The following is a 22,123-nucleotide window of genomic DNA, read 5'->3' on the forward strand; positions in this document are numbered from 1 at the left end:
AGCCTGAGCCAGGCGGGCATTCAGGTTCGATTATTCTCTTCCTGAGATGGGGCAAAGGTTACGCGGCGTGCAAGAACCACGACCACGGTGCAACTTTGTCGACAATTTTTGACACGGTTTCGTTCGGCTTCACACCCAGTCGAATGAACTGGCGCGTACTCGAATGTCTGCTGAAACAGGCAAGGCGCTTGGTCCAGTGACCGGCGCCTCGCTTGCTCTCCGTCTTATTTGTCGAGCTGAGTCAGCCAATGGCGTGGCTTGTTGTCGGCGCGGAAGTCGACACTTTTGACCTTGGCCAGCATCGCCCAGGCAATCGGCTGCTGATGCAACGGCACGAGCATGGTCTCGTCCTTGGCGATCTTCAGCGCGGCTTCTTCGAGCGCCAGACGCTTCGTATTGTCCTGCTCCTGCGCCGCCTGCGCAACAAGCTTGTCGATCTCGGGATTGGACCAGCCGCCGTAATTGGAGACGCCCATCGCACCCTTGCGGGTGGAGAGGATCTGCGACAGCATGGAGAAGGCATCAAGCGTCGGCTCGTTCGCCCAGCTGAGGTTGAAGACGTCAGCCTTGCCGCCATTGCGCTTGGGTGACTGCACCGAACGTGGCGCGATATCGATGGTCGGCTGGAAACCGCCGCGCTTCAACATATTCGCAACGCCCGAGCAGATATCCTCTTCGTTGACGCTCTCATCATTCATGCAGGTATAGGTGAAAGCAAGGTTCTTCATGCCCGCATCGGCAAGCAGCTTCTGCGCCTTGGCCGGATCGGCCGGCTCGAACGTGTCGAGCGACTTGGCATAGCCCGCAATCTCCGGTGCGATCAGCGAGCCAGACGGTCTTGCGAGACCACGCATGACTTTCTTGTTAATGAGGTCACGATCGATGGAGGCTTCGAAGGCCTGGCGGACACGCAAATCATTGAAGGGGTTCGGCTTGCCGTTTTCCAGTTTTTCGCGGCGGTTGAAGCCGATGAAAAGCGTGCGAAGCTCGGTGCGCTTCTTGACCGTGATATCGGGCGAGGATTCGAGGCGCGGCAAATCCTGGATCGGGGCGGAATCGATCAGGTCGATTTCACCTGACAGCAGTGCCGCGACGCGGGTTGCCGCCGATGCGATCGGCACAAATTCGATGCGGTCGAGATTGTGCTTTTTCTGGTCCCACCAGCCTTCATTCGCAACGAGAACAGTCTTGCTATCGGGAACGCGGCTTTCGAGCTTGAACGGGCCGGTACCGTTGGTGTGCATGGTGGTGTAGCCATCGACCTTCGACGCGAAGTCGGTGGGCTTCTCGCTATTGTTATCCTTCAACCACTTGGCATTGAAGATGAAGATGTTGGTGATATCGTTCAGGAAGAGCGAGGTGGGCGCATTGACATCGAGGTCAACCGTAAAATCGTCAACCTTTTTGACGCCAGCATAAATCGGGATATTACCCCGCAGCGGCGAGGTCGCGTCCGAAGCGCGGGTAAAGGATGCGACGACATCATCAGCGGTGAAGTCTGCGCCGTCATGGAATTTCACACCCTTGCGCAGGGTAAAGCGCCAGGTCTTTCCATCAATCAGCTTCCATTCGGTGGCAAGCGCCGGCTCGATCTTGAAGTCCGGCCCGTAACGAACGAGACCCTCATAAATATGATTCAGAAAAGCAAGGTTGGACGTAGACGGGACCGAATATGGGTCTAGCGAATAAAGATCGGCGCGACCGGCCCAGCGAAGGGTCTCGGCATTGGCGGGAACGGCAATGGCGGCGGCAGCCATAGCCGCCAGGACGAAACTTCTGATACGGGACATTTGATCCCCCCTTTTTATAAATCGTTGGAAGACCGCTGGGCGGTCCGCTCGGGCAAAGGGAGTATTGTTTCGCCCGGGCTTATTGTCAATAATATTGTTGACAATTATCGTACTCAAAATTGTAAGTTTTTGGATACGAGTTAAAGAGAGGGAGGACGGAATATGACAGGCTTTCTGCTGATACACGGCACGATCGTCACGGTCGACACGGAGCGGCGCATTATCGAAGACGGCGCATTGGCCATCGAGTGCGACAGGATTGTCGACATCGGCACTGCGGATGAACTGGAACCCCGCCATGGAGACAAGGAGGTTATCGACTGCAGGGGAAAACTGATCACCCCTGGCCTGATCGATGCCCATGGCCATGCAGGCCACGCGCTTCTTCGCAGCGTTGCGGCGGATACCAATGCGATGTGGATGAAAATCATCACCCCGACATACTATCACTACGTGACCCGCGACTACTGGTATGCCGATGGGCTGATTTCCGGCATTGAACGATTGCGCGCCGGGGTGACGACCGGGGCCAGCATCATCACCTCGATGCCGCGCGCAGATGACCCCGTCTTCGCCATCAACCATGCCCGCGCCTATAGCGAACTCGGCCTTCGGGAAATCATCTGCGTCGGGCCCTCGGGCCTGCCCTGGCCCCATCCTGTCACGCGATGGGAGAGCGGCCTGCCCGAACGCCGCAACGTGAGCTTCGATGAGATGATGGAGGGCAGTGAAGCGGTGATCGAGGCATTGCATGGAAGCGCCGATGGCCGCATCAACGTTTTCCTGACACCTTTCACCATCGTACCTTCCGTCGAACCCTCCAGCGCATCCACACCCGATCAGGCTGTGAAACTGACCGATGGCGACAGGATGCAGGCCCGCCGGATACGCGAGATGGCACGCAAGAGAGGCATCAGGCTTCATTCCGACGCCTTTGCCGGGCAAATCCGCATGGCGTTTCAGGACAAGGAAAATGCCCTGCTCGGCCCTGACATTCACCTTCAGCACTGCTGGGGCATCTCCCATGACGAGATCGACATATTGGCCGAGACCGGCACCCGCGTGACCCACGCACCACCGGGCCGCGCGACCCCGATCATGGAAATGATGTCGAAAGGGATTCGCGTCGCCATCACCACTGATGGTGCGGCGCCAAGCCGCCATTTCGACATGTTGCAGACTGCGCGCCTGGCGCAGTTCACCCAGCATCTCCTGCACAATCACGACCGCTACCTGTTGCCGCCTGGCAAGATTTTCGAGATGATCACAATCGACGCTGCTCACGCCATTGGTATGGAAGACGAGATCGGTTCGCTCGAAATCGGCAAGAAGGCCGACGTCGTCATCATCGATATGCGCAAGCCCCATCTGATGCCCATGTGGATGCCGGTGCACCGTCTGGTGCATCAGGTCCTTGGCAGCGATGTCGATACCGTTTTTGTGGACGGTAAAATGCTGATGGAAAACGGGCGGGTGCTGACAGCAGCTGTCGACGCCGCCATTGACTTTGGCCAACAGGAAGCGATGGCGCTGGCGGAGCGGGCCGGCCTGAAGGAACATATGCATGATCCCGGCTGGGGTCGCTTGCTGCGCACATTCGACGAGCCGGTGCACCCTCCCCGTCCACCGGAAGACGCAAGCTACCGCGCGAGCGCGCATGGGCTCGATCAGGATCGATAAATCAAAAGGCTACGGCAAATCCTCATTCACAACCCCGCCAGCATCACGACAAAAACTCCCCGGCCTGGAGTGGTCCGGGGAGCAAACCTGACATCATGTCAGGCACTTTGACTGGAGCTAGTGACTCACCCGTTCAAAAACGGGGTGGATCTGAGTTGTCTAACCCGGTTTATGCTTTTTATGCAGACAATTAGAACGAACGCTCGAGACGAACGAAACCGGTCCAGCTGTCGCCGCCGCCGTTTACGTCCTTCTTGCCATCCACGTCCTGATAGGTGACCGCAACTTTGGTAGAGAAACCAGAAGCGATCTTGTAACCGGCAGCAACACCAGCGCGCCATGCATCGCGGTTGCCCGTGAACTTGCCGTCCGTACCGATATCCAATGTACCGAAATACTGGAAGCCGGGAGTGATGGTCAGCTTGTCGGTCGCCTTGATGGAATATTCCGCGGCAACAGTCCACTCGGACTCTTCGTAGTAGGCGTTTGCACCGGAAGCCCACGCGCCAGCCAGACCAAACGTGCCCGGACCGAGGTCAGCCGTCAAGATTGCGCGGATTGCGCCATTTTCAGCATTTGTGTCGTAACCGCCGAGAATGTTTGCCTTAACAGCGCCGAACTTTCCGCCGATGATAGCGCTTATACCGACGTTGTTGTCGGTGGCGCTTTTTCCGTTGGCGGTGGTCCAGTTGCCTTGGGCTACACCGAGATTGTTCTTCTTATTGATGGCGGTGTAACCACCGCTGACCCTTCCAGACGTTACTGTAGCCGCAATATCAGCATCGTTGCCAGCGATAACGCCTTCGAGTTCTTCAACTGCAACACCAGCATAGAACGAGCCGGCGTCGTAGGTATAACGGACGGCGTTCAGGCGGGTCTTGTTCGAGCTAAGCTGGTCATACTCGCCAGCGAGACCATCATCCCACCAGTTATAGTAGAAACCGACCTTCAGGCCGCTGAGTTCGATGAAAGCCTGATCGACGACAACGCCGCGGCTGCTGTCCTGATCGGCATCACCACGGAAACCGATGTAACCGCGTAGAGCGCCGAGTTCGGTGTCGTTGCGAGTATCGATATTAAACTGAGCGCGCGTGAAGCTGTCCCAATCCGAGTCGCCAGCCTTGCGGCGACCGAAGTCCGTCTGGAAACGGACGTAACCGTCGAACTTGAGGCAGGTTTCGGTGCCGGGCATATAGAAGAAGCCCTTACCGAAGGCGTCGCAGACGCGGACATATTCCATGGGCTCGGGTTCGGCAGCGACGATAGCGTCAGCGGCCTGTGCGCCGGATACTGCTGCGAGAGCGGCAGCGGAGCCGATCAGAAGGCTCTTAATGTTCATTTTTAATCTCCAGTCAAAATTTTTCAACGAATGCGCAAATTTGAGGGCTGGTCTTTTCCCTGCCGCCCGCTTCCCTGCGCTGATTGAGCAAATGACAGAAACCACCATGGAGTCGCAATTAAAATCGAACAAACCAAAATACAATATAAGTGCACATTCGGATTAAGTAGTAAAATTACAACAAATAATCAGTTTAAAATATAGTAATTTTGTCATTTATTTCAAAATAATTCTATAACTTACTAAGATTAAATCTTACAAAGTGATTATATTATTATATCTAGAAACGTAGAGACGCCCTCCCCCAATCCTGCAAAGGCCGAGAGCGCACTCGTCTGCGCGATAAGGCGGACAAGACTTGCCTTGCGAAGCCCAGAGTGAAGGGGAGATGTGCGCGGCAATAAACGGCACATTGGGGTGGACGGGCGGCTTGCCCGTCTCTCCGGCAAAACCGTCAAATGGGGGAGCTTATGGCCTGTCGCTGGAAAGGCCGGCGGGGAATGTCGTCGTGTTCCGCAACATTGCCGCGATCGCGTCCGCGGGCAGAGGTCGGCTGAAATAATAGCCCTGGCCGTAAGGACAGCCCGCCATGCGCAGGAACGCGGCCTGCTCGGCGGTTTCCACGCCTTCGGCAATGACATCGATGTCCAGCGATCCCGCAAGCTGGATCATGATCGTGACGATGGCGCTATCCTTGGTTTTTTCCGGCAGATGGGTCAGGAACGAGCGGTCTATCTTCATGCAGGACAGCGGAAATGTCTTGAGCATACCAAGGCAAGAATAACCAATGCCGAAATCGTCCAGCGCCAGGCTGACACCCATCTGTTTTATGGCGCGCATGATCCGCACCGATGCCTCAACATCCTGAATGATCAGCGTCTCGGTTATCTCGATTTCCAGAAGGGAGGGCGCTAGCCCGGTTTCCTTCAGCACCGACCTTATCTGCTGCACCAACCCGCCCTGAAACTGCCGTGGCGAGATATTGACCGCGATCTTGACCGGCGAGAGGCCGGCGGCAACCCAAGCCTGCGCCTGGTGACAGGCCTTTCTGAGGATGTTTGCCCCGAGTTCCACGATCAGTCCGGTTTCTTCGGCAAGCCCGATGAATTCCGCGGGGCCGAGCAGACCTTCCGTCGGGTGCTGCCAACGCACGAGCGCCTCCACGCCGCTGATCCGGCCGCTCGCAAGATCGACCTGCGGTTGGAAATGCAGGACGAATTCGTCCCTTTGCACGGCCTTGCGCAACTCCTCGATCCGGGTGAATTTCTTCCTCAGATCATCCGCCATATTCGGGGTGAAGGTGGCGATGCTGTCACGCCCGGCATGTTTGGCTTCATACATGGCGAGATCGGCCGCCGCGACGATTTCCGCCGTGGTTTCCCCGTGTTCCGGAAAAAAGGCCATGCCGATGCTGCAGGTGACCTTGATATCGTAATTGCCGATGCGCAAGGGCTGCGAGACTGCGGCCCGGATGCGCTGCAGGCGGTTTTCGACATCGTTCTTGCGCTCTTCGAGAATAATGACGAACTCGTCGCCGCCGACCCTGAGAACGAGATCGTTTTTCCGCAGGCTTTTCGCAATGCGCTCGGCGGTTTTCGACAGCAGGGCATCGCCGATGCTGTGGCCAAGCGTATCGTTGATGTGCTTAAAATTATCGAGATCGAGAAACCCGATACCGACCCTTCGGTTCGCCTTTGCCGCCGCCGCCAGTATTTCCGGCAGTCTCGTATCGAGGAAACGGCGGTTCGGCAGCCGGGTCAGCATGTCGTGATCCGCCAAAAAGGCGATATGTTCCGCCGCCCTTTTGCGGTCGATTGCCAGGCCCGCCATGCGCGCCGCAGCGCCGATAAACTCCACCAGCGCCGCGTCCGGCTCGCGGCCGGCCAGCATGCACCAGACGAAACCATGCGCCTTCCCTTCGCTGGCCGGAATATCGAAACTGAAGGCGACGTGTTCTGCCGGATGGGTGAGGCGCTCAGGATCACTGACACTGGCGAAAAGTGCAGCCAGCCCCTCCTGCTGCGCGAGCGCCGGCGAGGCGTAGACGGAAGGCTCCCCTTCCGCCGCCTCGAATACCCGCACCGCGCAGGCAAGGCCGGTGGCGAGATTTTCGATGGCCTTGACGAATTCCTCGAGAAAATCCTCGATCCGCGCCGCCGCCACAATCATTTGCAGAATACGCGCCTGCGCCTGAAGCAATCGCTCGGAGGCCTTTTTCTGGGTAATATCGCGCGAAGCGCCGACCACGCCGATGATGTTGCCAGCCTTGTCCTTCAGCGGCACACGCGACATCATGAGCCAGCGGTCGATATCGCCGCGCATGGCACGTTCTTCATAACCGAGATCCGGTTCGCCGGTGCGCATTACCCGCGCTTCGGTCTCGGGAATGCCGGCGCGCTGCGCCGCTTCACCATGAATATCGTAGTCAGTGAGCCCTATCAGTTGCTCGACCGTATCAAAGCCGTTTTCGGTCACTATGGCGCGATTGGCGAAAAGAAAGCGCCCTTCCAGATCCTTGGCATAGATAAAATCCGGTACGTGGTCGATCATCGCTTCCAGAAGCGCGTGCCGGTCGGAAGGATTGGCATTTTCGCCCATGTCAGGAATGGCGGATGGCGTGACATCGCGCTTTTTTCGCGACATCCGGTTCTCTTCGGGTGTCTTCGGGCCTTTGGAACGCACCTCTCCGCCTCATTACTTCATAATCAGGCAGAATAGTAGGATTATACATATTATATAAGTATGAATGACAGGGCAAAGATCGCCGGGAATTCCGTCTTTTGCAGCAGCTTCCCCGAAGCCCTGCCCGCCTGAAACCAAACAGCGCAACAGAAGCTGCGCCGTCACTTTATACAGGTGACAATTCGTTGCCCGTCACACCACCGGCGTTGGCAATTCTTTGCCGGCGAAATGCGCATCGAGATTGGCGAGAACCAGATCGGCCATGGCGCGTCGCGTCTGGTGCGTGCCGCTGCCGACATGCGGGGCGAGCGTGACGTTATCGAAAGCGAAAAGCGCTTCCGGCACGCGCGGTTCGTCCTCGAAGACATCGAGCGCCGCGCCGCCGATTGCGCCTTTCGAAAGCGCCTCGACAAGCGCCGTCTCATCCACGAGCGACCCGCGCGCCACATTGACGAGCACGCCCTGGGGACCGAGGGCCTTCAGCACATCCGCATTGACGATATGGCGGGTTTCGGCCGTGGCGGCGGCGGCAATGATCAGCACATCGCAATTGGCAGCCAGTGCTTCGATGCTGTCGTAATAATCATAAGCGACATCGCGGCGGCTTCTTGCGGTGTAGGAAATGCGGGCATCGAAACCCTCGAGGCGCTTTGCGATTGCCTGGCCGATGCGCCCGAGACCAAAAATGCCGTAACGGCGGCCGGCCACACGGGTGGAAAGCCCCATATCACCCTTCAGCCATTGGCCGGTGCGCACATGCTGGTCCGCCTGCGGCAGCTTACGCGCCTGCGCCAGAACGAGACCGAGCGCGAGGTCGGCGACATCGGCTGTCAGCACGTCAGGTGTATTGGAGACGCGGAAGCCGCGCCGTTTCGCGTCGGTCAGATCGACCTTGTCGAAACCGACGCCGTTGATGGCGACGATTTCAAGGTTGGGAAGTGCCGCGCCGATATCCGCCGGCAGGCCGATATGGCCGCCGGTGACGACGCCGCGGATCGCCGCGCCCTTTTCAGCAAGCAAGGCCGCCTTGTCCGAAGCTTCGAACAGGCGATGCACGGTGAAGCGCTGCGCAAGTTCGTCTTCCAGTGCCGGGATGAGCGGGCACAGTTGCACGATTTCAGTGGTCATGGAGTTTCCTTTGCGCCGGTGAACTACTTCACATCGGCCTTGACGAATTGCCGGAGTTCCGGCGTTTGCGGATTGGCGAAGAGCTCGGAAGAACGGCCCTGCTCCCAAATTTTACCCTTGTGCATGAAGATGGTTTCAGTCGCCACGCGGCGCGCGAAAGCCATTTCATGGGTGACAAGGATCATGGTCATGCCGTCTTTGGCGAGGTTTTCCATGACGGTCAGCACTTCCTCAGTCAATTCAGGGTCGAGCGCCGAGGTCACCTCATCGAACAGCATCACCTTCGGCCGCATGGCGAGCGAGCGGGCAATCGCCACGCGCTGCTGCTGGCCGCCGGAAAGCTGATCCGGATAGGAATCGAATTTCTCCGACAGGCCGACGAGCTGCAGAACCTCGCGGGCAATATCTCTCGTTTCCGATTTTGCCACATCCTTGACGATGCGCGGCGCGAGCATGATGTTTTCGCCGACCGTCAGGTGCGGGAAAAGATTGTAGCTTTGAAACACAATGCCGACATCGGTGCGCAGCTTGCGCAGCGCCTTGGCATCTTCGCCAATCGCATGACCGGCGATTTCGATGCGGCCCGAATTGATCTTCTCCAACCCGTTCATGCAGCGCAGCAGCGTGCTCTTGCCCGAACCCGAGCGGCCGATGAGGGCGAAGACTTCACCACGGCCGACCGAAAGCGACACGCCTTTCAAGACTTCCAGAGCGCCAAAGCTCTTGTGAACGTTTTCAACGATTACTTCCGGCATGAAGCCTCCTTTCCAGCCAACGCGACAGCTGGGACAACGGGTAGCAGACGATGAAATAAAGCACGGCCACGGCAACGAAGACGCGGAACGGCTGGAACGTGGCATTGTTGATGAGCTGCCCCGCTCTTGCCAGTTCGACGAAACCGATGATCGATGCGATGGACGTATTCTTGACGACCTGAACGGCAAAACCGACGGTCGGCGGCAGCGAAATGCGGATCGCCTGCGGCAGGATGACGTAACGATATTGCTGGGCGCGGGTGAGAGCGAGCGATTCCGATGCTTCCCACTGCTGCTTCGGCACCGCCTGGATGCAGCCGCGCCAGATTTCCGCGAGATAACCCGACGTATAGATCGTCATCGAGGCGCCGGCGGCGAAGAGCGGCGGCAATTCCAGTCCGGCAAGGCTGAGGCCGTAATAGGACAGAAACAGGATCATCAGCACCGGAATACCCTGGATCACCTGAATATAGGTGCCGGCGGCAATGCGCAGCGCCTTGAAATTCGAGGTACGGGCGAGCGCCACGAAGAAGCCGACGATGCCGCCGCCGATCAGCGCAATGATCGTCAGAAGCACGGTCCATTGCAGGGCGGTCAAGAGGAAGCCGAATTCGTTCCAGCCGAAAGTTCGAAGAGTCATGACTGCACCTCCGGCAAAGCGGTCATCGTCTTGCGCGCCACGCGGCGACCGAACAGCCACATGCCGAAGAGGGCAAGAATAAGCCGCAGGGAAAGCGCCAGTGCCAGATAGATAAGCGTGACGACGATATAGACCTCGAAGGAGCGATAGGTCTGCGATTCCACGAAGGCTGCGGCGGCCGCAAGTTCATGGGTGGAAATAGCCGAACATATGCTCGACGCCAGCATCATCAGCACGAACTGGCTGCATAGCGAGGGATAGACCTTCGCAATAGCCGGCACGATGATGACGTGGCGATAGATCTGATATTTAGTGAAGCCGAGCGCCTCGCCCGCCTCAATCTGCGACTTGTGAACAGCTTCGATGCCGGCGCGGATGATCTCCGTCGAATAGGCCGCAAGGTTGATCGTCATGCCGATCAGCGCCGCCGTATCTGCCCCTACCCTGAAACCGAGGCCCGGCAGGCCGAAATAGACGATGAAAAGCTGCACGAGAAACGGCGTATTGCGGATGACTTCCACATAACCGTCCACGATGATGCGGACGATGCCGCCATTGATGGACCGCAGCGAGGCCAATAGAATGCCGAAAGCGCAGCCGAGCACAATGGAGAGGACCGACAGCTTGATCGTCAGCCATATGCCGTTCAGAATTTCATTCTGATATTGGGCGAGCGCGCCGAATTGGAATGTATAGGACATGCGTCACTCCGTTGACATTTCCCGGGCCCGCCGGAAGTTTCCCGGCGGGCGCGTTGAAAGGCTCAATCAGAAGCTTGGCAGTTGCGGCAGCGGACGGCCGGTCCACTTGACCGAGATGCGGTCGAGATCACCCGACATCTTCATGAGGTAGATTGACGTGTTCAGCCACTGGCGCAGCTCGAAATCCTCAAGCTTGGTCGCCATCGAATTGCCCTGCTGGAAGAAGGTGAAACCAACCTGCAGACCGGCTTCCGGGCGCTGCTTGATGATCGCTTCGCCAACCGTGGACGGCAGGGCGACAGCATCCACCTGACCGGCAAGCAATGCCTGTGCGCTGGTGGAATCGTCTTCGTAAACGACGATTTCGAGACCTTCGACATTGGCCTTGCGCAGCGCGGTTTCCTGCGAGGAGCCGCGATTGACCGAAACTCGCTTGCCCTTGAGGCTTTCGAGGTTTTCGAACTTCTGATCCTTGCCCGAGATGATGTCCATGTTGAACGCGCTGTAGGGCTGCGTGAACATCACGGTCTTGGCGCGCTCACCGGTCGGAGCGAGCGTCGCAACAAGGAAATCGACCTTGCCGGTCTGAAGGGCCGGAATACGCGCGGGCGGTGTCAGCGGCACCAGTTCCACCGGCAGCGACAGGTAAGAGCCGATGAGATTGGCGACATCGACGTCGTAACCGGAAGGATTGCCCTTCTCATCCACCATGCCCATCGGCGGCGCGCCGGTCAGAACACCGATCTTGACCTTGCCGCGCGCCGTGATCTCGCTGAGCGAGACGGCATGGGCAGACGTGGTGGCAGCAAGTGAAGCTGCGGCAACACCAACGGCAACGGTCATGTTCTTCAGAAATCTGGATATGCTCATGGTCTCTCCTCCAACCTTTTAAGTGGCTGCCCAAAGCGGAACAGCGATCTTGCGCCACGCGAAAAATGTTCTCGATAACATTCTACCGCGACAGACAAAAAACTCCTCCCAAGAAATCGCGAAAGCAAAAAACCTGATGAATTTACTTTGAAATTCAATAATTTCCGCCGGTTGTCGATTTTCCTCTGGTCGACACCATCTCACGTTCTTGGCAGGATCAATAATGCATGTTATCGGTATCATTGCAAGTCCGATCTACAGAACTGTTTCGATCGGCAATCATTCGGGAGGACACATGTACACACGCTCGGCAATTTTCGAAGGCAGGATCCACCCCGGTCGGGAGGAGGAATTTTTCCGCATCGTCGAGGAAAAACTGCTTCCGGTCTGGAAACGCATGCCGAATGCGCAGGCCGTGCGGGTGATGCGTACCGAGCGCACGGATCCGGACGCGGCATCGATCATCATGGTGCAGGAAATCGACTATCCTTCGATGGAAGCTGTGGAGGAAGCACTGGTTTCACCGGTCCGGCTGGAAGGCCGGGTGCTGACGGATGAGATGATGAGCATGTGCGACGGACGTTTTTACCATCTGGTTTATAGCCGCATCGCATAAATCCGGTGCACGCCGCAGCGATATGCAATCATGCGGCGTGCTTTCCCTTGATATCTTCGTGTATGTCTTGTCCTGAACCGGTTCGAATTTAGGGAGACATGCTTTGGTGGAGCGCACGCCCTTGGCCGCAGCGTTAGTCACGTCGAAAAAAGCAACCATGAGCGACGTCTCGAAACTCGCGGGCGTCTCCAAGATGACCGTTTCGCGGGTGCTGGCCGACCCGGCGGTGGTGTCTGAAGACACGCGCCAGAAGGTGATGAAGGCGATCGAGAAGCTTGGCTATGTGCCGGATCGAATTGCCGGATCACTCTCATCCCGGCGCACCAATTTCATCACCGCCATCCTGCCGACGCTCACCAACTCCAACTTCGCCGACAGCGCGCAGGGGCTCGCCAATGCGCTGCGCGCCGCCGATTACCAATTGTTGATCGGCTACACCATGTACGATCTACAGGAAGAAGAACGCGTCATACGCACCATGATGGAGCGCCGTCCCGACGCCATTGTCGTTGCCGGCACGGTGCATACCAAGATGGCAAGCGAAGTGTTGATGCGCGCCGGTATCCCGATCGTGGAAATCTGGGATGTTCCCGAACATCCCATCGACCATGCGGTCGGCTTTTCCAATTACGAAGTGGGAAGAACCGCCGCCAAACATCTGATATCGCTCGGTTTCAAAAGAATCGGCGCGCTCGGCTCCAGGGCCGATGGCGATGTGAAGGACTGGCGCGGCGAAAGCCGCCTGCTCGGTTTCGGTGCGGCCCTGCGTGAAGCGGGCATTGCCGACGATCTCATCATCCGCGAAGGCAGCGCCCCGGTCTCCTATGACCACGGGGCAAAGACCCTCGGCTCACTGCTGGCCAAGGCGCCTGATGTCGAGGCCATCTTCGCCGTGTCGGATATTTCCGCCGTTGGCGCACTGATGGAATGTCATCGAAGGGGAATCAGTGTCCCAGACCGCATTTCCATCCTCGGCTTCGGAGATTTCGATATCGGCCGGCAATGTTATCCGGCGATTTCGACTATCCGGGTCGACGCCCAGATGATCGGCCGCAAGGCGGGCGAATTGCTGCTTTCGATACTGGAAGCGGAAAAGGATGCCGCTGTTCCCGAAGGGGCACGGGTGGATGTCGGTTTCGAACTGATCGTGCGGGAAACGACGAGGCGGTTGAACGTCTAATCCTATTGGAGGGAGCGGGAGCCGCTTGTTTCTTCTCCCCGAGGGGGAGAAGTCCGCGGCAGCGGGATGAGGGGGCAAGCTCTCCGAAATCCGGCAACGGTGCCCCCTCATCCGACCCTTCGGGCCACCTTCTCCCCGGCGGGGAGAAGAAAGACGCGGCACCGCCGTGGTCTCAACATTTCCCCTGAGTGACCCGTAAAGCCCCTACCGCGCGCCCCACGTATCCGTCAGCCGATACCCCTCCGGCCAAGGGTCGGACGGATCGAGCATGTGCTGGTGAATGCCGGTGATCCAGCCGCGGCCGGAAATTTCCGGCAGGATGGCCAGACGGTCGCCAACCTTGGTGGTCCCGAGAATGCGGCCAGTAAAGGTAGAGCCAATCAGCGAAACCGCCGTCAGCGTTTCGCCCTCCTTCATTTCGCCTCGTGCATGCAGCACGGCCATGCGGGCTGAAAGCGCTGTGCCTGTCGGCGAGCGATCCACCTTGCCCGGCTGGATGGCCACCGCTGCCCCTGCCCGCAAGCCTTCAGCCGTGCGCTCCACGTTACCGGCGAACAGGCAGAAGGAAAAATGCCGCCAGTCCGGGTTCTCGGGATGGTCGAAGCCCAAAGCCTTGTTGGCGGCATTGGTGATGCGCACGCCAAGGCGGGCGATCTCATGCGCCTCTTCCGGCTTCAGGCTGAAGCCCATCGCTTCCGCATCGACGATGACGAAGCTGTCGCCGCCATAAGCGGTATCCACCTTGAGCTTACCCAGACCTTCGACTTCGAGTTCCACATTGAGTTGTGCGGCAAAGCTCGGCAGGTTCTGCACGAAAATGCGCTCGGCCTTGCCGTTGCGGCATTCGGCGCGCACCTTTACCAATCCGCCGGGAGCCTCCAGCAGCATATGGGTTTCCGGCTCCTGCATCGGCACGATGCCGCCATCCAGAAGCACGGTGGAAACGCAGATGGAGTTGGAACCAGACATGGGCGGCGTATCTTCCGGCTCCATGATGATGAAGGCGGCATCCGCGTCAGGATGTTTCGGCGGCACCAGCAGGTTGACGTGGCGGAACACGCCGCCGCGCGGCTCATTGAGCACGAAGTTGCGCAGGGTTTCATCACGGGCGATGAAGCGGCTCTGCTCCCAGATCGTCTCACCCGGCGGCGGCTTCACCCCGCCAACGATCACATCTCCCACCTCGCCTTCCGCATGGGCGGAAATCACATGAACTGTCTTGATACTGCGCATTCATTTATCCTCACGAAAGCCAGGAAGGAAGACGGGAAACAGCATGGCCGGTCAGCGCGCTGCCGACGCAATCGGCAAGGCTGCCGAAGCGCACCGCGCGACCACTGAGGCCGGGGCCGTAATGGGCGTATTTGCCTGAATTGGTCATGAGCGCACGGGTCTTCGTCGGGAAAACCGGCTCGGAAATGGAGCACCAGCAGAGATCAGGCAGCACCTGTACGCCGCTGTCCTTCAATCTCTGCAGCGTGCCGTCCTGCACAGCAGCATCGATGACATGCTGACCGGCGGTGACGATGACGGCGACATCCGCGTGACGCCGGCGGCCGGCAAATTCAGCCGCAAGCGCGTGGCACTCCTCCAGCGAGGCATGCGGACTGCCGATGGCGACAAGTTGCACCTCTTCCGGCCCTTCGTTGAGCAGCGACCAGCCGGCGGCCATGTCAGCCAGCGAAATGGAGACGGTGTCGGCAGTTTCGAGAGGGGCAAGACCGGCTTCCGGCGTTGCGCCCTCTATATGCAGCATAGGCGCAGCGGAGGTGGTGCCGAAAGCGGCGCAAAGCGCCTTTAGATCATCCCGCGACGGCTTTGCGGGGCCAAGGCCGCGCAACAGGGGAATGCAATCGGGCGCCGCCTTGCCCGCCAAATAACCGACGAGCGGCCAGAAGGCATCATCCACGCCCTGCGGCAACGCCACATTGACGATGCGCTGAGGACGGCGATTTTCCTCCAGATAGACGCCGGCCAGCGGCGCCCTGCCCGTCAGTGCGATGCAGAGATCGAGAAAATCCGGATGTTTCGCCGTACGCGCGCCAAGAACCGTATTGGCGAAGATCACAGCGTTCGACTCGGCCCAGGCGATCATGTCGCCGGCCTGCGGCGCGCTATCGAGCAGGTAAGGCGAACAGGTGAAAGTCGGGCGACAGCCCATGCGCACATAGGCATCTGCCAGCCTTGCGGCCGGGTCGCCGAAATCCTCCGCCATGCCCTGTGAACGCCAATGCGCCTTGTCCACGGAAATGGCGTTCATGGTCGTCGGCACCCGAACCTTCGCGCCCATCTCCGCCATTTTTTCCGCGAAGGTGAGATTGGCGGGGCTGGCGTAGATACAACCGTCAATATGGCCCTGCGTGACATCGACAAGCGCCGACGCCCCCTGCTGGGCGGCCATGGCGACGGTGATACGCATGGACTGCTGCACGGCGACGCCATCGCGCCCTTCGAGCATGGCCCGGTCGTCATCCCCAAGATCGAGATGCGCCGTCGCCGGCGGCGCAATGCCAAGGGAAACGCCATCGGCTTCGATGGCAGTCTCATCGATACGGACATGAGCTGCCTTTGAGAACAGGGCGAAATTTTCCGCGTCAAGCCGCAGCACCGGCAAAGGCTTGCCGAACATTTCAGCGGCGATCAGCGCGCCAAGCGTCAGCACGTCCTCGGCCTCGTAGAAGACCAGCGCCGAGGGAGCACGGCCCGTCAGGATAAGATCGAGCAGCACGCCCGAACCGGTGCACGAACCGCGGCTGGTTGGCATGAACAGCACGCCGCCGGTAAGACAGACACCATGCAACGGGTGGTGCACGTCGATTACCCTGCCGGTGGCGGGATCGACCCCACCCCAGAAACTCAGCGCTTCGGTCGTCGCAATCACGGGACCTTCGGCCGAACCGGCCAAAATGCTGCGGGCTTCAGGAACGGCTGTTGTCGAGAGGGAAGAAGACATCGAAAATCTCCCTAAAGCATTTCCAGTAAAAGTCGTAGCGGTTCTACGCCCGGAAAATGCGTGAAAAAAAGAACTCGAGAATTTTTGCGTTTCGGAGAAAAGCCAAAATTCTCTAGAACCGTTGCGGCGAAAATGCCCGTGTATCGATAGCGGGTTTTTGCCCCGTCAGCAGATCGGCGACGATGCGGGCCGTGCCCGCCGATTGCGTCAACCCCAGATGCCCGTGGCCGAATGCATAGACCACCCGCGCCGTGTGCCGTGCTTGCCCGATGGCCGGCAAGCTGTCCGGCAGCGAGGGGCGAAAGCCCATCCACTGCTTGCCGCCTTCGGTTTTCAGGCCCGGCAGGAAGACTTTCGCCTTGGTTAGCAGCGCCTCGGAACGGGCGAAATTCGCCGGAAGCTCGAGCCCGCCCAGTTCCACGGCACCGCCAACACGGATACCGGAGGAAAGGCGGGTAACAACAAAACCATGGCCGCCAAAAGTCACCTGCGTGCGCAGATCGAATGCGCCAGACGGCAGGGTTGTATTATACCCCCGTTCGGTTTCCAGCGGAATTTTTTCCCCGAGCGAACGGGCGATACGATGCGAAAAGGCGCCGGCCGCCAGCACCACCTTGGCGGCCTTGCGGGTGCGCCCATCATGGCTTACCACCTCGACACCGTCTTCCAGGGGTCGAAGCGAAGCGATATCGAGGCATTCGATACGCCCGCCGATGGTGCGGAAATGATCGGCCAGCGCCAGCGTATAAAGCTTGGGGTCGGCGATGGAATACCAGCCGGGCGTAAAGGTGCCGCAGGTAAAACGCGGCGCGATGCCGGGCTGTATCTCGGCCATCTGTTCGGCATTGAGATGCCGGAACTCGATGCCGTGACGTTCGCGCGCCTTCCAGCCGGCAAGCGAGGCTTCGAATTCCGCCTCGCTTTCATAGACCTGAAGGTTCCCCTCCTTGCGCAGCATCGCAATCGTGTCCGTCTTTTTGAGGAACGGCTCCAGCTCTGCCTTGGAAAGGTCCATCAGCGCCGTCTGGGCGGCGGTGGAATGTTCCACCTTCGAAGCGGCGCAGGCCCGCCAGAACCGGAACATCCACGGCGCGATCTTCAGCGCATAGGCCGGCGGCACGCTGAGCGGCCCGAGCGGATCGAGAAGCCACTTCGGCGCTTTCCAGAGAATGCCTGGCGATGCCAGCGGGAGAATATCGGTGAAAGCGAAGGCGCCGGCATTGCCGGCGGACGCGCCCGCCGCCGGTCCTTCACGGTCGATGACCGTGACCGACAGGCCGCGGCCCTGCGCCGCGATTGCCGCCGAGAGGCCGACAACGCCGGCCCCGATGACGATGACATCATTGGCTGGCATTACCGCACGCTCGCCAGAAACTTCTGCGTTTCAGGATGCTGCGGTGCGCCGAAGAGCTGATCCGGCGTGCCGATTTCCGCCATGACGCCCTGATGGAAGAAGGCGACGCGGTTCGAGACATCGCGGGCGAAGGCCATTTCGTGCGTGACGCAGATCATCGTCATGCCCTCATCCGCCAGCATCTTAAGCGTATCAAGCACTTCGCCCACCAGCATCGGGTCGAGCGCAGACGTGACTTCATCGAACAGCATATATTCCGGCGACATGGCAAGCGCACGGGCAATCGCCATTCGCTGCTGCTGACCGCCCGACATGCGGTTCGGATAGACCTTCAGCTTTTCGGCAAGACCCACATGGGTCAGTTGTTTGACCGCAATCTCTTCGGCCTGCTCCTTCGAGATACCGAGCACCTTGCGCGGCGCGAGCATGACGTTTTCCAGCACCGTCAAATGCGGAAAGGCGTTCCATTGCTGGAAGACGATGCCGACCTTGCGGCGCAGCGTGTTGAGGTCTGTCGATTTGGCGTGCACCTCGGTGCCGTCGATGACGATCTTGCCGCTGTCGATCGGCTCAAGGCCGTTGATGCAGGTCAGCAGGGTCGATTTGCCGGAACCGGAGCCGCCGATGATGGTGACAACCTCGCCCTTGTTGACGGTGAGGTTGATCCCTTTCAGAACCTCCAGCGGGCCGAAGGATTTGCGGACGTTTTCGATCTCAATCATTGGGGGACCACCGTCTTTCGAGATACCCGCCGAAACGGGCGATGGGGAAACTGATAAGGAAGTAGATGGCGCCGCAGATCATCAAGATCGTCAGCGGCTCCTGCAGGCGGGTGACAAGGATCTGCGAGGCACGCAGAAGTTCGATGAGGCCGAGCCAAAGAACGAGCGCCGAATCCTTCATGACACCGAGCGTGAGCCCGATCCACGCCGGCAATGACACGCGCGTGGCGAGCGGCAGCACAATGTAGCGCATGTCCTGGGACCAGGTCATGCCGAGCGACCGGCAGGCGCGGCGGGTGTTCGACGGTACTGCTTCGATGCCGCCACGCACGATTTCGGTGCAATAGGCAGCGGTATAAAGCGACAGAACCACGCAGGACGTTGTGAACGGCGGCCAGCCGAGCTTTGCGATCGACTGGAAGGCGTTGCCGAGAACAAGCTGGATCAGCAGCGGTACGGAACGGAAAATATCCAGAACGAAGGTCAGCGGCAGCGACCAATAGGGTCCGAACTGGAAACGGATGACGCCGAAGATGATACCCAGAATAGTGCCGGCCGTGACGGCAACGGCGGTGACGGCAAGCGTCATGCCGGCACCCTTGGCCAGAAAAGCGAGATCACTCCAGGTGAGAGCGGTTTCAAACATGGCTCACCTCTCTCAATAACGGAACAGACGCGCGGCCAGCAATCTGGCGGCGAGCGTGACGATCTTGGCGATCACGTAATAGATGACCGCGGCGAGCGCGAAAAATTCGAAAGTGCGGAACGAACGGGCGTTCAAGGCCTGCGTGACACCGGCGAGATCCGTATTCATGCCGACGGTGACACCGAGCGAGGTCATGAGGATCGCCCAGATCATCTGGTTGGTGGCAGGTAGAAACGCAACGCGCAGCATTTGCGGCAGGATGATCAGCCGGAAGGTCTGCATCGAGGTCATGCCGAGCGAACGGCCCGACCGCGTCTGCGTATCGGGAATGGCTTTCAGCGCGCCACGGAAATTCTCCGCAAGGTAACCGGCATTGTTGAAGGCGATGCCGACCAGAAGCGCCGTATAGGGGCTGAGGTGAATGCCGAAATTGCCAAGACCGAAATGGGCCATGTAAATCTGGAACAGCGCCGGCGTGTTGCGGGCGATTTCCACCCAGACGGCGGCGAAAGCGCCGAGAATGCGGTTGCCGGAGAGCCGGCACAACGTCAGCACGATGGCGCAGGAAAGACCGATCACCATCGACAGAATGGCGATCTGCAGCGTCACCACCGCACCGTCCAGAAGCTGCGGCAAAGCCTTCAGCGCCTGATTCCAGTGGAATGTATAGTTGAACATGAAGCGTCCCGCCTTTTCATAAACGATCAACGGCGCGATCATTTTGACCGCGCCGTTTACGAAAAGTCCTGATCAGCGATAAACGCCGTTGACGGTGAGCGAGGGAACTTCGCCGCCAACCCATTTTTCATAGAGTTCGGCGTAACGGCCGGTGCGAACCTGCTGGTTGATGAAAAGGTTCAGATAGTTGATGAAGCCATATTCATCGCGGTTGGTGAACAGCGACACGTAGTCGATGTCATAAGGCGCCTTGCCGACGACAGAGACGCCTGCGAACTTGCCGCTCTTGACGGTCGACTGCGCAACGGTGGAGGTGGAGACGGTGGCGTCGATCTGGCCCTGGCTAAGCGCAAGGAACACGTCAGCCTGCGTCTGGTAAGGACGGAACTCGCCCACGCCCCATTCCTTGACTGTCTTTTCGAGCGCGATGGCTTCGAAAGTGCCGGCGGTTGCACCAACCGTCTTGCCCTTCATGTCTTCGAAGGACTTGATGCCGGACTTGTCGTTGGCGGTGACAGCCATTTCAAAGGCAAAGTAAGGCACGGTCATGCCGACCGTCTTGGCGCGTTCCAGCGTATCAGACGTAGAGGCAACGCCGACGTCGACGCGTCCGGACATCAGCGCCGGAATACGCTCGGGGAACGGGGTCTCGACGATTTCAGCCGTGACGCCAAGCACCTTGGCCAGATCGTTGCAATAATCGACGTCAAAACCAACAGGGTTATTGGCATCATCACGCGCGCCCATGGGCGGGAAATCGAGCACAACAGCGCAACGCAGCGTGCCGGAGGAAATAATGTCGTCGAGTTTGTCGGCCTTGGCCGGCGTAATAGCGAAAGTGGCGGCCAGAAGGCCGGCGATGATGACCGATTTTTTCATTGTTGATTTGCTCCCATCAATTGGTCTGCCTTTGAAGGCGCGGTCACTATTTCCCCATGAAGGCGATAAATCAACACAAAAATACAATGAGTATACAAAAAGAATTTTTGCATATGCGAACGAGTGAGGTGTCACGGATTGCCCAAGTAAGCTTGCGCATGGAGGGAACAACAGCCCAAGTCCTTGGACTGAAACACTCTTTCCAACACACAGACGCGCGCCGGCCGGTTTCTTGCGACAAGCACCAGAATGATGGTTAGGGTATCTTCATGTCTGACGGGCTGGCCTTTTGCTCTGACCGAGCTTCACAGAAAAGACCCATTGCAATACTCACACCTTTGTATACTTTATGTATTCAAAATGTGCAAACCCTATCGGAGGACTATGATGAGCGACACGACCACCTTGACCATTGAGGCGCTTTTCCAGCGGGTCGAGTCGATTTTCTTGAGGGCCGGCCTCAACGCCGTGCAGTCGGGAGCGCTGGCGCGCGTCATTACAGCCGGTGAGCGGGACGCCTGCAAGTCCCACGGAATCTACCGTATCGAAGGCGCGCTCCGCACCGTCAAAGCCGGCAAGGTAAAGCCCGATGCGATACCTGAGGTGGCTGAAGACGATGGCACGGCCATCGTGAAGGTTAATGCCAATGGCGGCTTCGCCAACCCTGCCTTCGAACTCGGCCTGCCGGTTCTGGCGGAACGCGCAAAGCGCCTGGGCGTTGCCGCGCTCGTCATCAATGACTGCACCCATTTTTCGGCGCTCTGGCCTGAAGTGGAGGGGCTGACCTCGAACGGGCTCGCCGGTCTGGTAATGTGCCCGAGCTATTCCACCGTCGCGCCGACGGGAGGAACCAAGCCGCTGCTCGGCACCAACCCCTTCGCTTTCGGCTGGCCGCGCAAAGGCACTTCGCCTTATGTCTTCGATTTTGCGACATCCGTTGCCGCCCGCGGAGAGATAGAACTGCATCGACGCGCGGGGAAATCCCTACCCGAAGGCTGGGCGGTCGACGCCGATGGCAATCCGACGACGGACCCCGAGGCGGCCCTTGCCGGTGCCATGTTGCCCTTTGGCGGCCACAAGGGTTCTGCCATCGGCACGATGATCGAGCTTCTCGCCGGCATCATGATCGGCGACCTCACCAGCCCCGAAGTGCTGGACTATCTCGGCACCACCACGCTTGCGCCCTTCCATGGTGAGTTGATCGTCGCCTTCTCGCCGGAAGCCTTCGCCAAGGGGCGCCCGGGGGATCCCTTCCAGCGCGCGGAAGCACTGTTCGACGCCATCATCGGCCAAGGCGCCCGCCTGCCCTCCGGCCGCCGCTTCACTGCCCGCGCCAAATCCGAAAATGAAGGCGTTACATTGACCGCAGAAGAAATGGCCGGCCTCGAGCGGTTGCTGGAGAATGGTCTGGCGGCGGTCTCCTGACTGTGTCAGAGAACAATATATATATATATAAGGCCCGCGGCCCGGTGCAGAGTTGACGACGCCGAGAGAATATCCACTCTTCATC

At 58.9% G+C, this 22,123-nt stretch carries 19 protein-coding genes; 4 read left to right on the top strand and 15 right to left on the bottom strand.

Features of this window, described 5'->3' with window-relative positions; genetic code table 11:
• Positions 1-224 precede the first annotated feature (224 nt).
• Entirely contained in the window at positions 225-1,790 is a 1,566-nt protein-coding gene (locus BS627_RS14570; RefSeq protein WP_077983903.1) for an ABC transporter substrate-binding protein, read from the bottom strand.
• A 162-nt stretch (positions 1,791-1,952) separates the two neighbouring features.
• Between BS627_RS14570 and BS627_RS14575 the strand changes: the two genes are divergently transcribed.
• On the top strand, positions 1,953-3,470 hold the full coding sequence (locus BS627_RS14575; protein ID WP_077983904.1) for an amidohydrolase family protein: 1,518 nt from the start codon (positions 1,953-1,955) through the stop codon (positions 3,468-3,470).
• A gap of 190 nt (positions 3,471-3,660) precedes the next feature.
• Here the strand turns inward: BS627_RS14575 and BS627_RS14580 are convergent, their stop codons facing one another.
• From BS627_RS14580 to BS627_RS14610, 7 genes are all read right to left on the bottom strand, one after another.
• Positions 3,661-4,809, bottom strand: coding sequence for a porin (locus tag BS627_RS14580; protein ID WP_077983905.1), 1,149 nt, complete (start codon positions 4,807-4,809; stop codon positions 3,661-3,663).
• A gap of 468 nt (positions 4,810-5,277) precedes the next feature.
• Positions 5,278-7,452 (bottom strand): putative bifunctional diguanylate cyclase/phosphodiesterase, encoded by a 2,175-nt coding sequence (locus BS627_RS14585; RefSeq protein ID WP_077983970.1) that lies wholly within the window; start codon positions 7,450-7,452, stop codon positions 5,278-5,280.
• 231 nt (positions 7,453-7,683) lie between these two features.
• A complete protein-coding gene (locus BS627_RS14590; protein WP_077983906.1) occupies positions 7,684-8,619 on the bottom strand; it encodes a 2-hydroxyacid dehydrogenase in 936 nt (311 codons plus the stop codon).
• Positions 8,620-8,642: 23 nt separating this feature from the next.
• On the bottom strand, positions 8,643-9,374 hold the full coding sequence (locus BS627_RS14595; RefSeq protein WP_089153256.1) for an amino acid ABC transporter ATP-binding protein: 732 nt from the start codon (positions 9,372-9,374) through the stop codon (positions 8,643-8,645).
• Positions 9,355-10,014 (bottom strand): amino acid ABC transporter permease, encoded by a 660-nt coding sequence (locus BS627_RS14600; RefSeq protein WP_003521700.1) that lies wholly within the window; start codon positions 10,012-10,014, stop codon positions 9,355-9,357. Before BS627_RS14600 ends, BS627_RS14595 begins: the two co-directional genes overlap by 20 nt.
• The gene (locus BS627_RS14605; protein ID WP_077983907.1) at positions 10,011-10,715 is read right to left on the bottom strand and encodes an amino acid ABC transporter permease; all 705 of its coding nucleotides are present in this window, start codon (positions 10,713-10,715) and stop codon (positions 10,011-10,013) included. Before BS627_RS14605 ends, BS627_RS14600 begins: the two co-directional genes overlap by 4 nt.
• Positions 10,716-10,781: 66 nt before the next feature.
• Complete coding sequence (locus BS627_RS14610) at positions 10,782-11,585, bottom strand: transporter substrate-binding domain-containing protein (RefSeq protein WP_077983908.1); 804 nt, start codon at positions 11,583-11,585, stop codon at positions 10,782-10,784.
• 295 nt (positions 11,586-11,880) lie between these two features.
• Here BS627_RS14610 and BS627_RS14615 point away from each other — a divergent pair, with 295 nt between their 5' ends.
• Together BS627_RS14615 and BS627_RS14620 are read left to right on the top strand one after the other, a co-directional pair.
• Entirely contained in the window at positions 11,881-12,201 is a 321-nt protein-coding gene (locus BS627_RS14615) for a hypothetical protein (RefSeq protein ID WP_077983909.1), read from the top strand.
• A 157-nt stretch (positions 12,202-12,358) separates the two neighbouring features.
• Positions 12,359-13,381: a LacI family DNA-binding transcriptional regulator gene (locus BS627_RS14620; protein WP_077983910.1), complete on the top strand. Its 1,023-nt coding sequence runs from the start codon at positions 12,359-12,361 to the stop codon at positions 13,379-13,381.
• Between the two features lie 204 nt (positions 13,382-13,585).
• Here BS627_RS14620 and BS627_RS14625 read toward each other — a convergent pair whose 3' ends face one another.
• The 7 genes from BS627_RS14625 to BS627_RS14655 form a co-directional block, all read right to left on the bottom strand.
• Positions 13,586-14,614, bottom strand: coding sequence for a trans-3-hydroxy-L-proline dehydratase (locus BS627_RS14625; RefSeq protein ID WP_077983911.1), 1,029 nt, complete (start codon positions 14,612-14,614; stop codon positions 13,586-13,588).
• Between the two features lie 10 nt (positions 14,615-14,624).
• Positions 14,625-16,334, bottom strand: a complete 1,710-nt coding sequence (lhpI, locus tag BS627_RS14630; protein ID WP_077983912.1) for a cis-3-hydroxy-L-proline dehydratase — start codon at positions 16,332-16,334, stop codon at positions 14,625-14,627.
• Between the two features lie 112 nt (positions 16,335-16,446).
• Positions 16,447-17,688 (bottom strand): NAD(P)/FAD-dependent oxidoreductase, encoded by a 1,242-nt coding sequence (locus tag BS627_RS14635; protein WP_077983913.1) that lies wholly within the window; start codon positions 17,686-17,688, stop codon positions 16,447-16,449.
• Positions 17,688-18,410, bottom strand: coding sequence for an amino acid ABC transporter ATP-binding protein (locus BS627_RS14640; RefSeq protein ID WP_077983914.1), 723 nt, complete (start codon positions 18,408-18,410; stop codon positions 17,688-17,690). Before BS627_RS14640 ends, BS627_RS14635 begins: the two co-directional genes overlap by 1 nt.
• Positions 18,403-19,056 (bottom strand): amino acid ABC transporter permease, encoded by a 654-nt coding sequence (locus BS627_RS14645; protein ID WP_077983915.1) that lies wholly within the window; start codon positions 19,054-19,056, stop codon positions 18,403-18,405. The genes BS627_RS14640 and BS627_RS14645 overlap by 8 nt, the downstream gene beginning before the upstream one ends.
• 12 nt (positions 19,057-19,068) lie before the next feature.
• Positions 19,069-19,734 carry an amino acid ABC transporter permease gene (locus BS627_RS14650; protein WP_077983972.1) on the bottom strand — a complete coding sequence of 222 codons (666 nt, stop codon included), beginning with the start codon at positions 19,732-19,734 and terminating at the stop codon, positions 19,069-19,071.
• Between the two features lie 72 nt (positions 19,735-19,806).
• Entirely contained in the window at positions 19,807-20,613 is an 807-nt protein-coding gene (locus tag BS627_RS14655; RefSeq protein ID WP_077983916.1) for an ABC transporter substrate-binding protein, read from the bottom strand.
• A gap of 387 nt (positions 20,614-21,000) precedes the next feature.
• On the opposite strand from BS627_RS14655, the gene BS627_RS14660 reads away from it, so the two are divergent.
• Positions 21,001-22,038: an Ldh family oxidoreductase gene (locus BS627_RS14660; RefSeq protein WP_077983973.1), complete on the top strand. Its 1,038-nt coding sequence runs from the start codon at positions 21,001-21,003 to the stop codon at positions 22,036-22,038.
• The last annotated feature ends 85 nt before the right edge of the window (positions 22,039-22,123 follow it).

Source organism: Agrobacterium salinitolerans (genome assembly GCF_002008225.1).
In the GTDB taxonomy this organism is placed as follows: Bacteria; Pseudomonadota; Alphaproteobacteria; order Rhizobiales; family Rhizobiaceae; genus Agrobacterium; species Agrobacterium salinitolerans.

Bases quoted from the DNA above. Each gene is read 5' to 3' on its own strand.
- BS627_RS14580 (WP_077983905.1), bottom strand. From the start codon at position 4,809: ATGAACATTAAGAGCCTTCTGATCGGCTCCGCTGCCGCTCTCGCAGCA.
- BS627_RS14655 (WP_077983916.1), bottom strand. From the start codon at position 20,613: ATGAAAAAATCGGTCATCATCGCCGGCCTTCTGGCCGCCACTTTCGCT.
- BS627_RS14640 (WP_077983914.1), bottom strand. From the start codon at position 18,410: ATGATTGAGATCGAAAACGTCCGCAAATCCTTCGGCCCGCTGGAGGTT.
- BS627_RS14600 (WP_003521700.1), bottom strand. From the start codon at position 10,014: ATGACTCTTCGAACTTTCGGCTGGAACGAATTCGGCTTCCTCTTGACC.
- BS627_RS14610 (WP_077983908.1), bottom strand. From the start codon at position 11,585: ATGAGCATATCCAGATTTCTGAAGAACATGACCGTTGCCGTTGGTGTT.
- BS627_RS14570 (WP_077983903.1), bottom strand. From the start codon at position 1,790: ATGTCCCGTATCAGAAGTTTCGTCCTGGCGGCTATGGCTGCCGCCGCC.
- BS627_RS14660 (WP_077983973.1), top strand. From the start codon at position 21,001: ATGAGCGACACGACCACCTTGACCATTGAGGCGCTTTTCCAGCGGGTC.
- BS627_RS14575 (WP_077983904.1), top strand. From the start codon at position 1,953: ATGACAGGCTTTCTGCTGATACACGGCACGATCGTCACGGTCGACACG.
- BS627_RS14595 (WP_089153256.1), bottom strand. From the start codon at position 9,374: ATGCCGGAAGTAATCGTTGAAAACGTTCACAAGAGCTTTGGCGCTCTG.
- BS627_RS14605 (WP_077983907.1), bottom strand. From the start codon at position 10,715: ATGTCCTATACATTCCAATTCGGCGCGCTCGCCCAATATCAGAATGAA.
- BS627_RS14590 (WP_077983906.1), bottom strand. From the start codon at position 8,619: ATGACCACTGAAATCGTGCAACTGTGCCCGCTCATCCCGGCACTGGAA.
- BS627_RS14645 (WP_077983915.1), bottom strand. From the start codon at position 19,056: ATGTTTGAAACCGCTCTCACCTGGAGTGATCTCGCTTTTCTGGCCAAG.
- BS627_RS14620 (WP_077983910.1), top strand. From the start codon at position 12,359: ATGAGCGACGTCTCGAAACTCGCGGGCGTCTCCAAGATGACCGTTTCG.
- BS627_RS14635 (WP_077983913.1), bottom strand. From the start codon at position 17,688: ATGCCAGCCAATGATGTCATCGTCATCGGGGCCGGCGTTGTCGGCCTC.
- BS627_RS14625 (WP_077983911.1), bottom strand. From the start codon at position 14,614: ATGCGCAGTATCAAGACAGTTCATGTGATTTCCGCCCATGCGGAAGGC.
- BS627_RS14650 (WP_077983972.1), bottom strand. From the start codon at position 19,734: ATGTTCAACTATACATTCCACTGGAATCAGGCGCTGAAGGCTTTGCCG.
- BS627_RS14615 (WP_077983909.1), top strand. From the start codon at position 11,881: ATGTACACACGCTCGGCAATTTTCGAAGGCAGGATCCACCCCGGTCGG.
- BS627_RS14585 (WP_077983970.1), bottom strand. From the start codon at position 7,452: ATGTCGCGAAAAAAGCGCGATGTCACGCCATCCGCCATTCCTGACATG.
- lhpI (WP_077983912.1), bottom strand. From the start codon at position 16,334: ATGTCTTCTTCCCTCTCGACAACAGCCGTTCCTGAAGCCCGCAGCATT.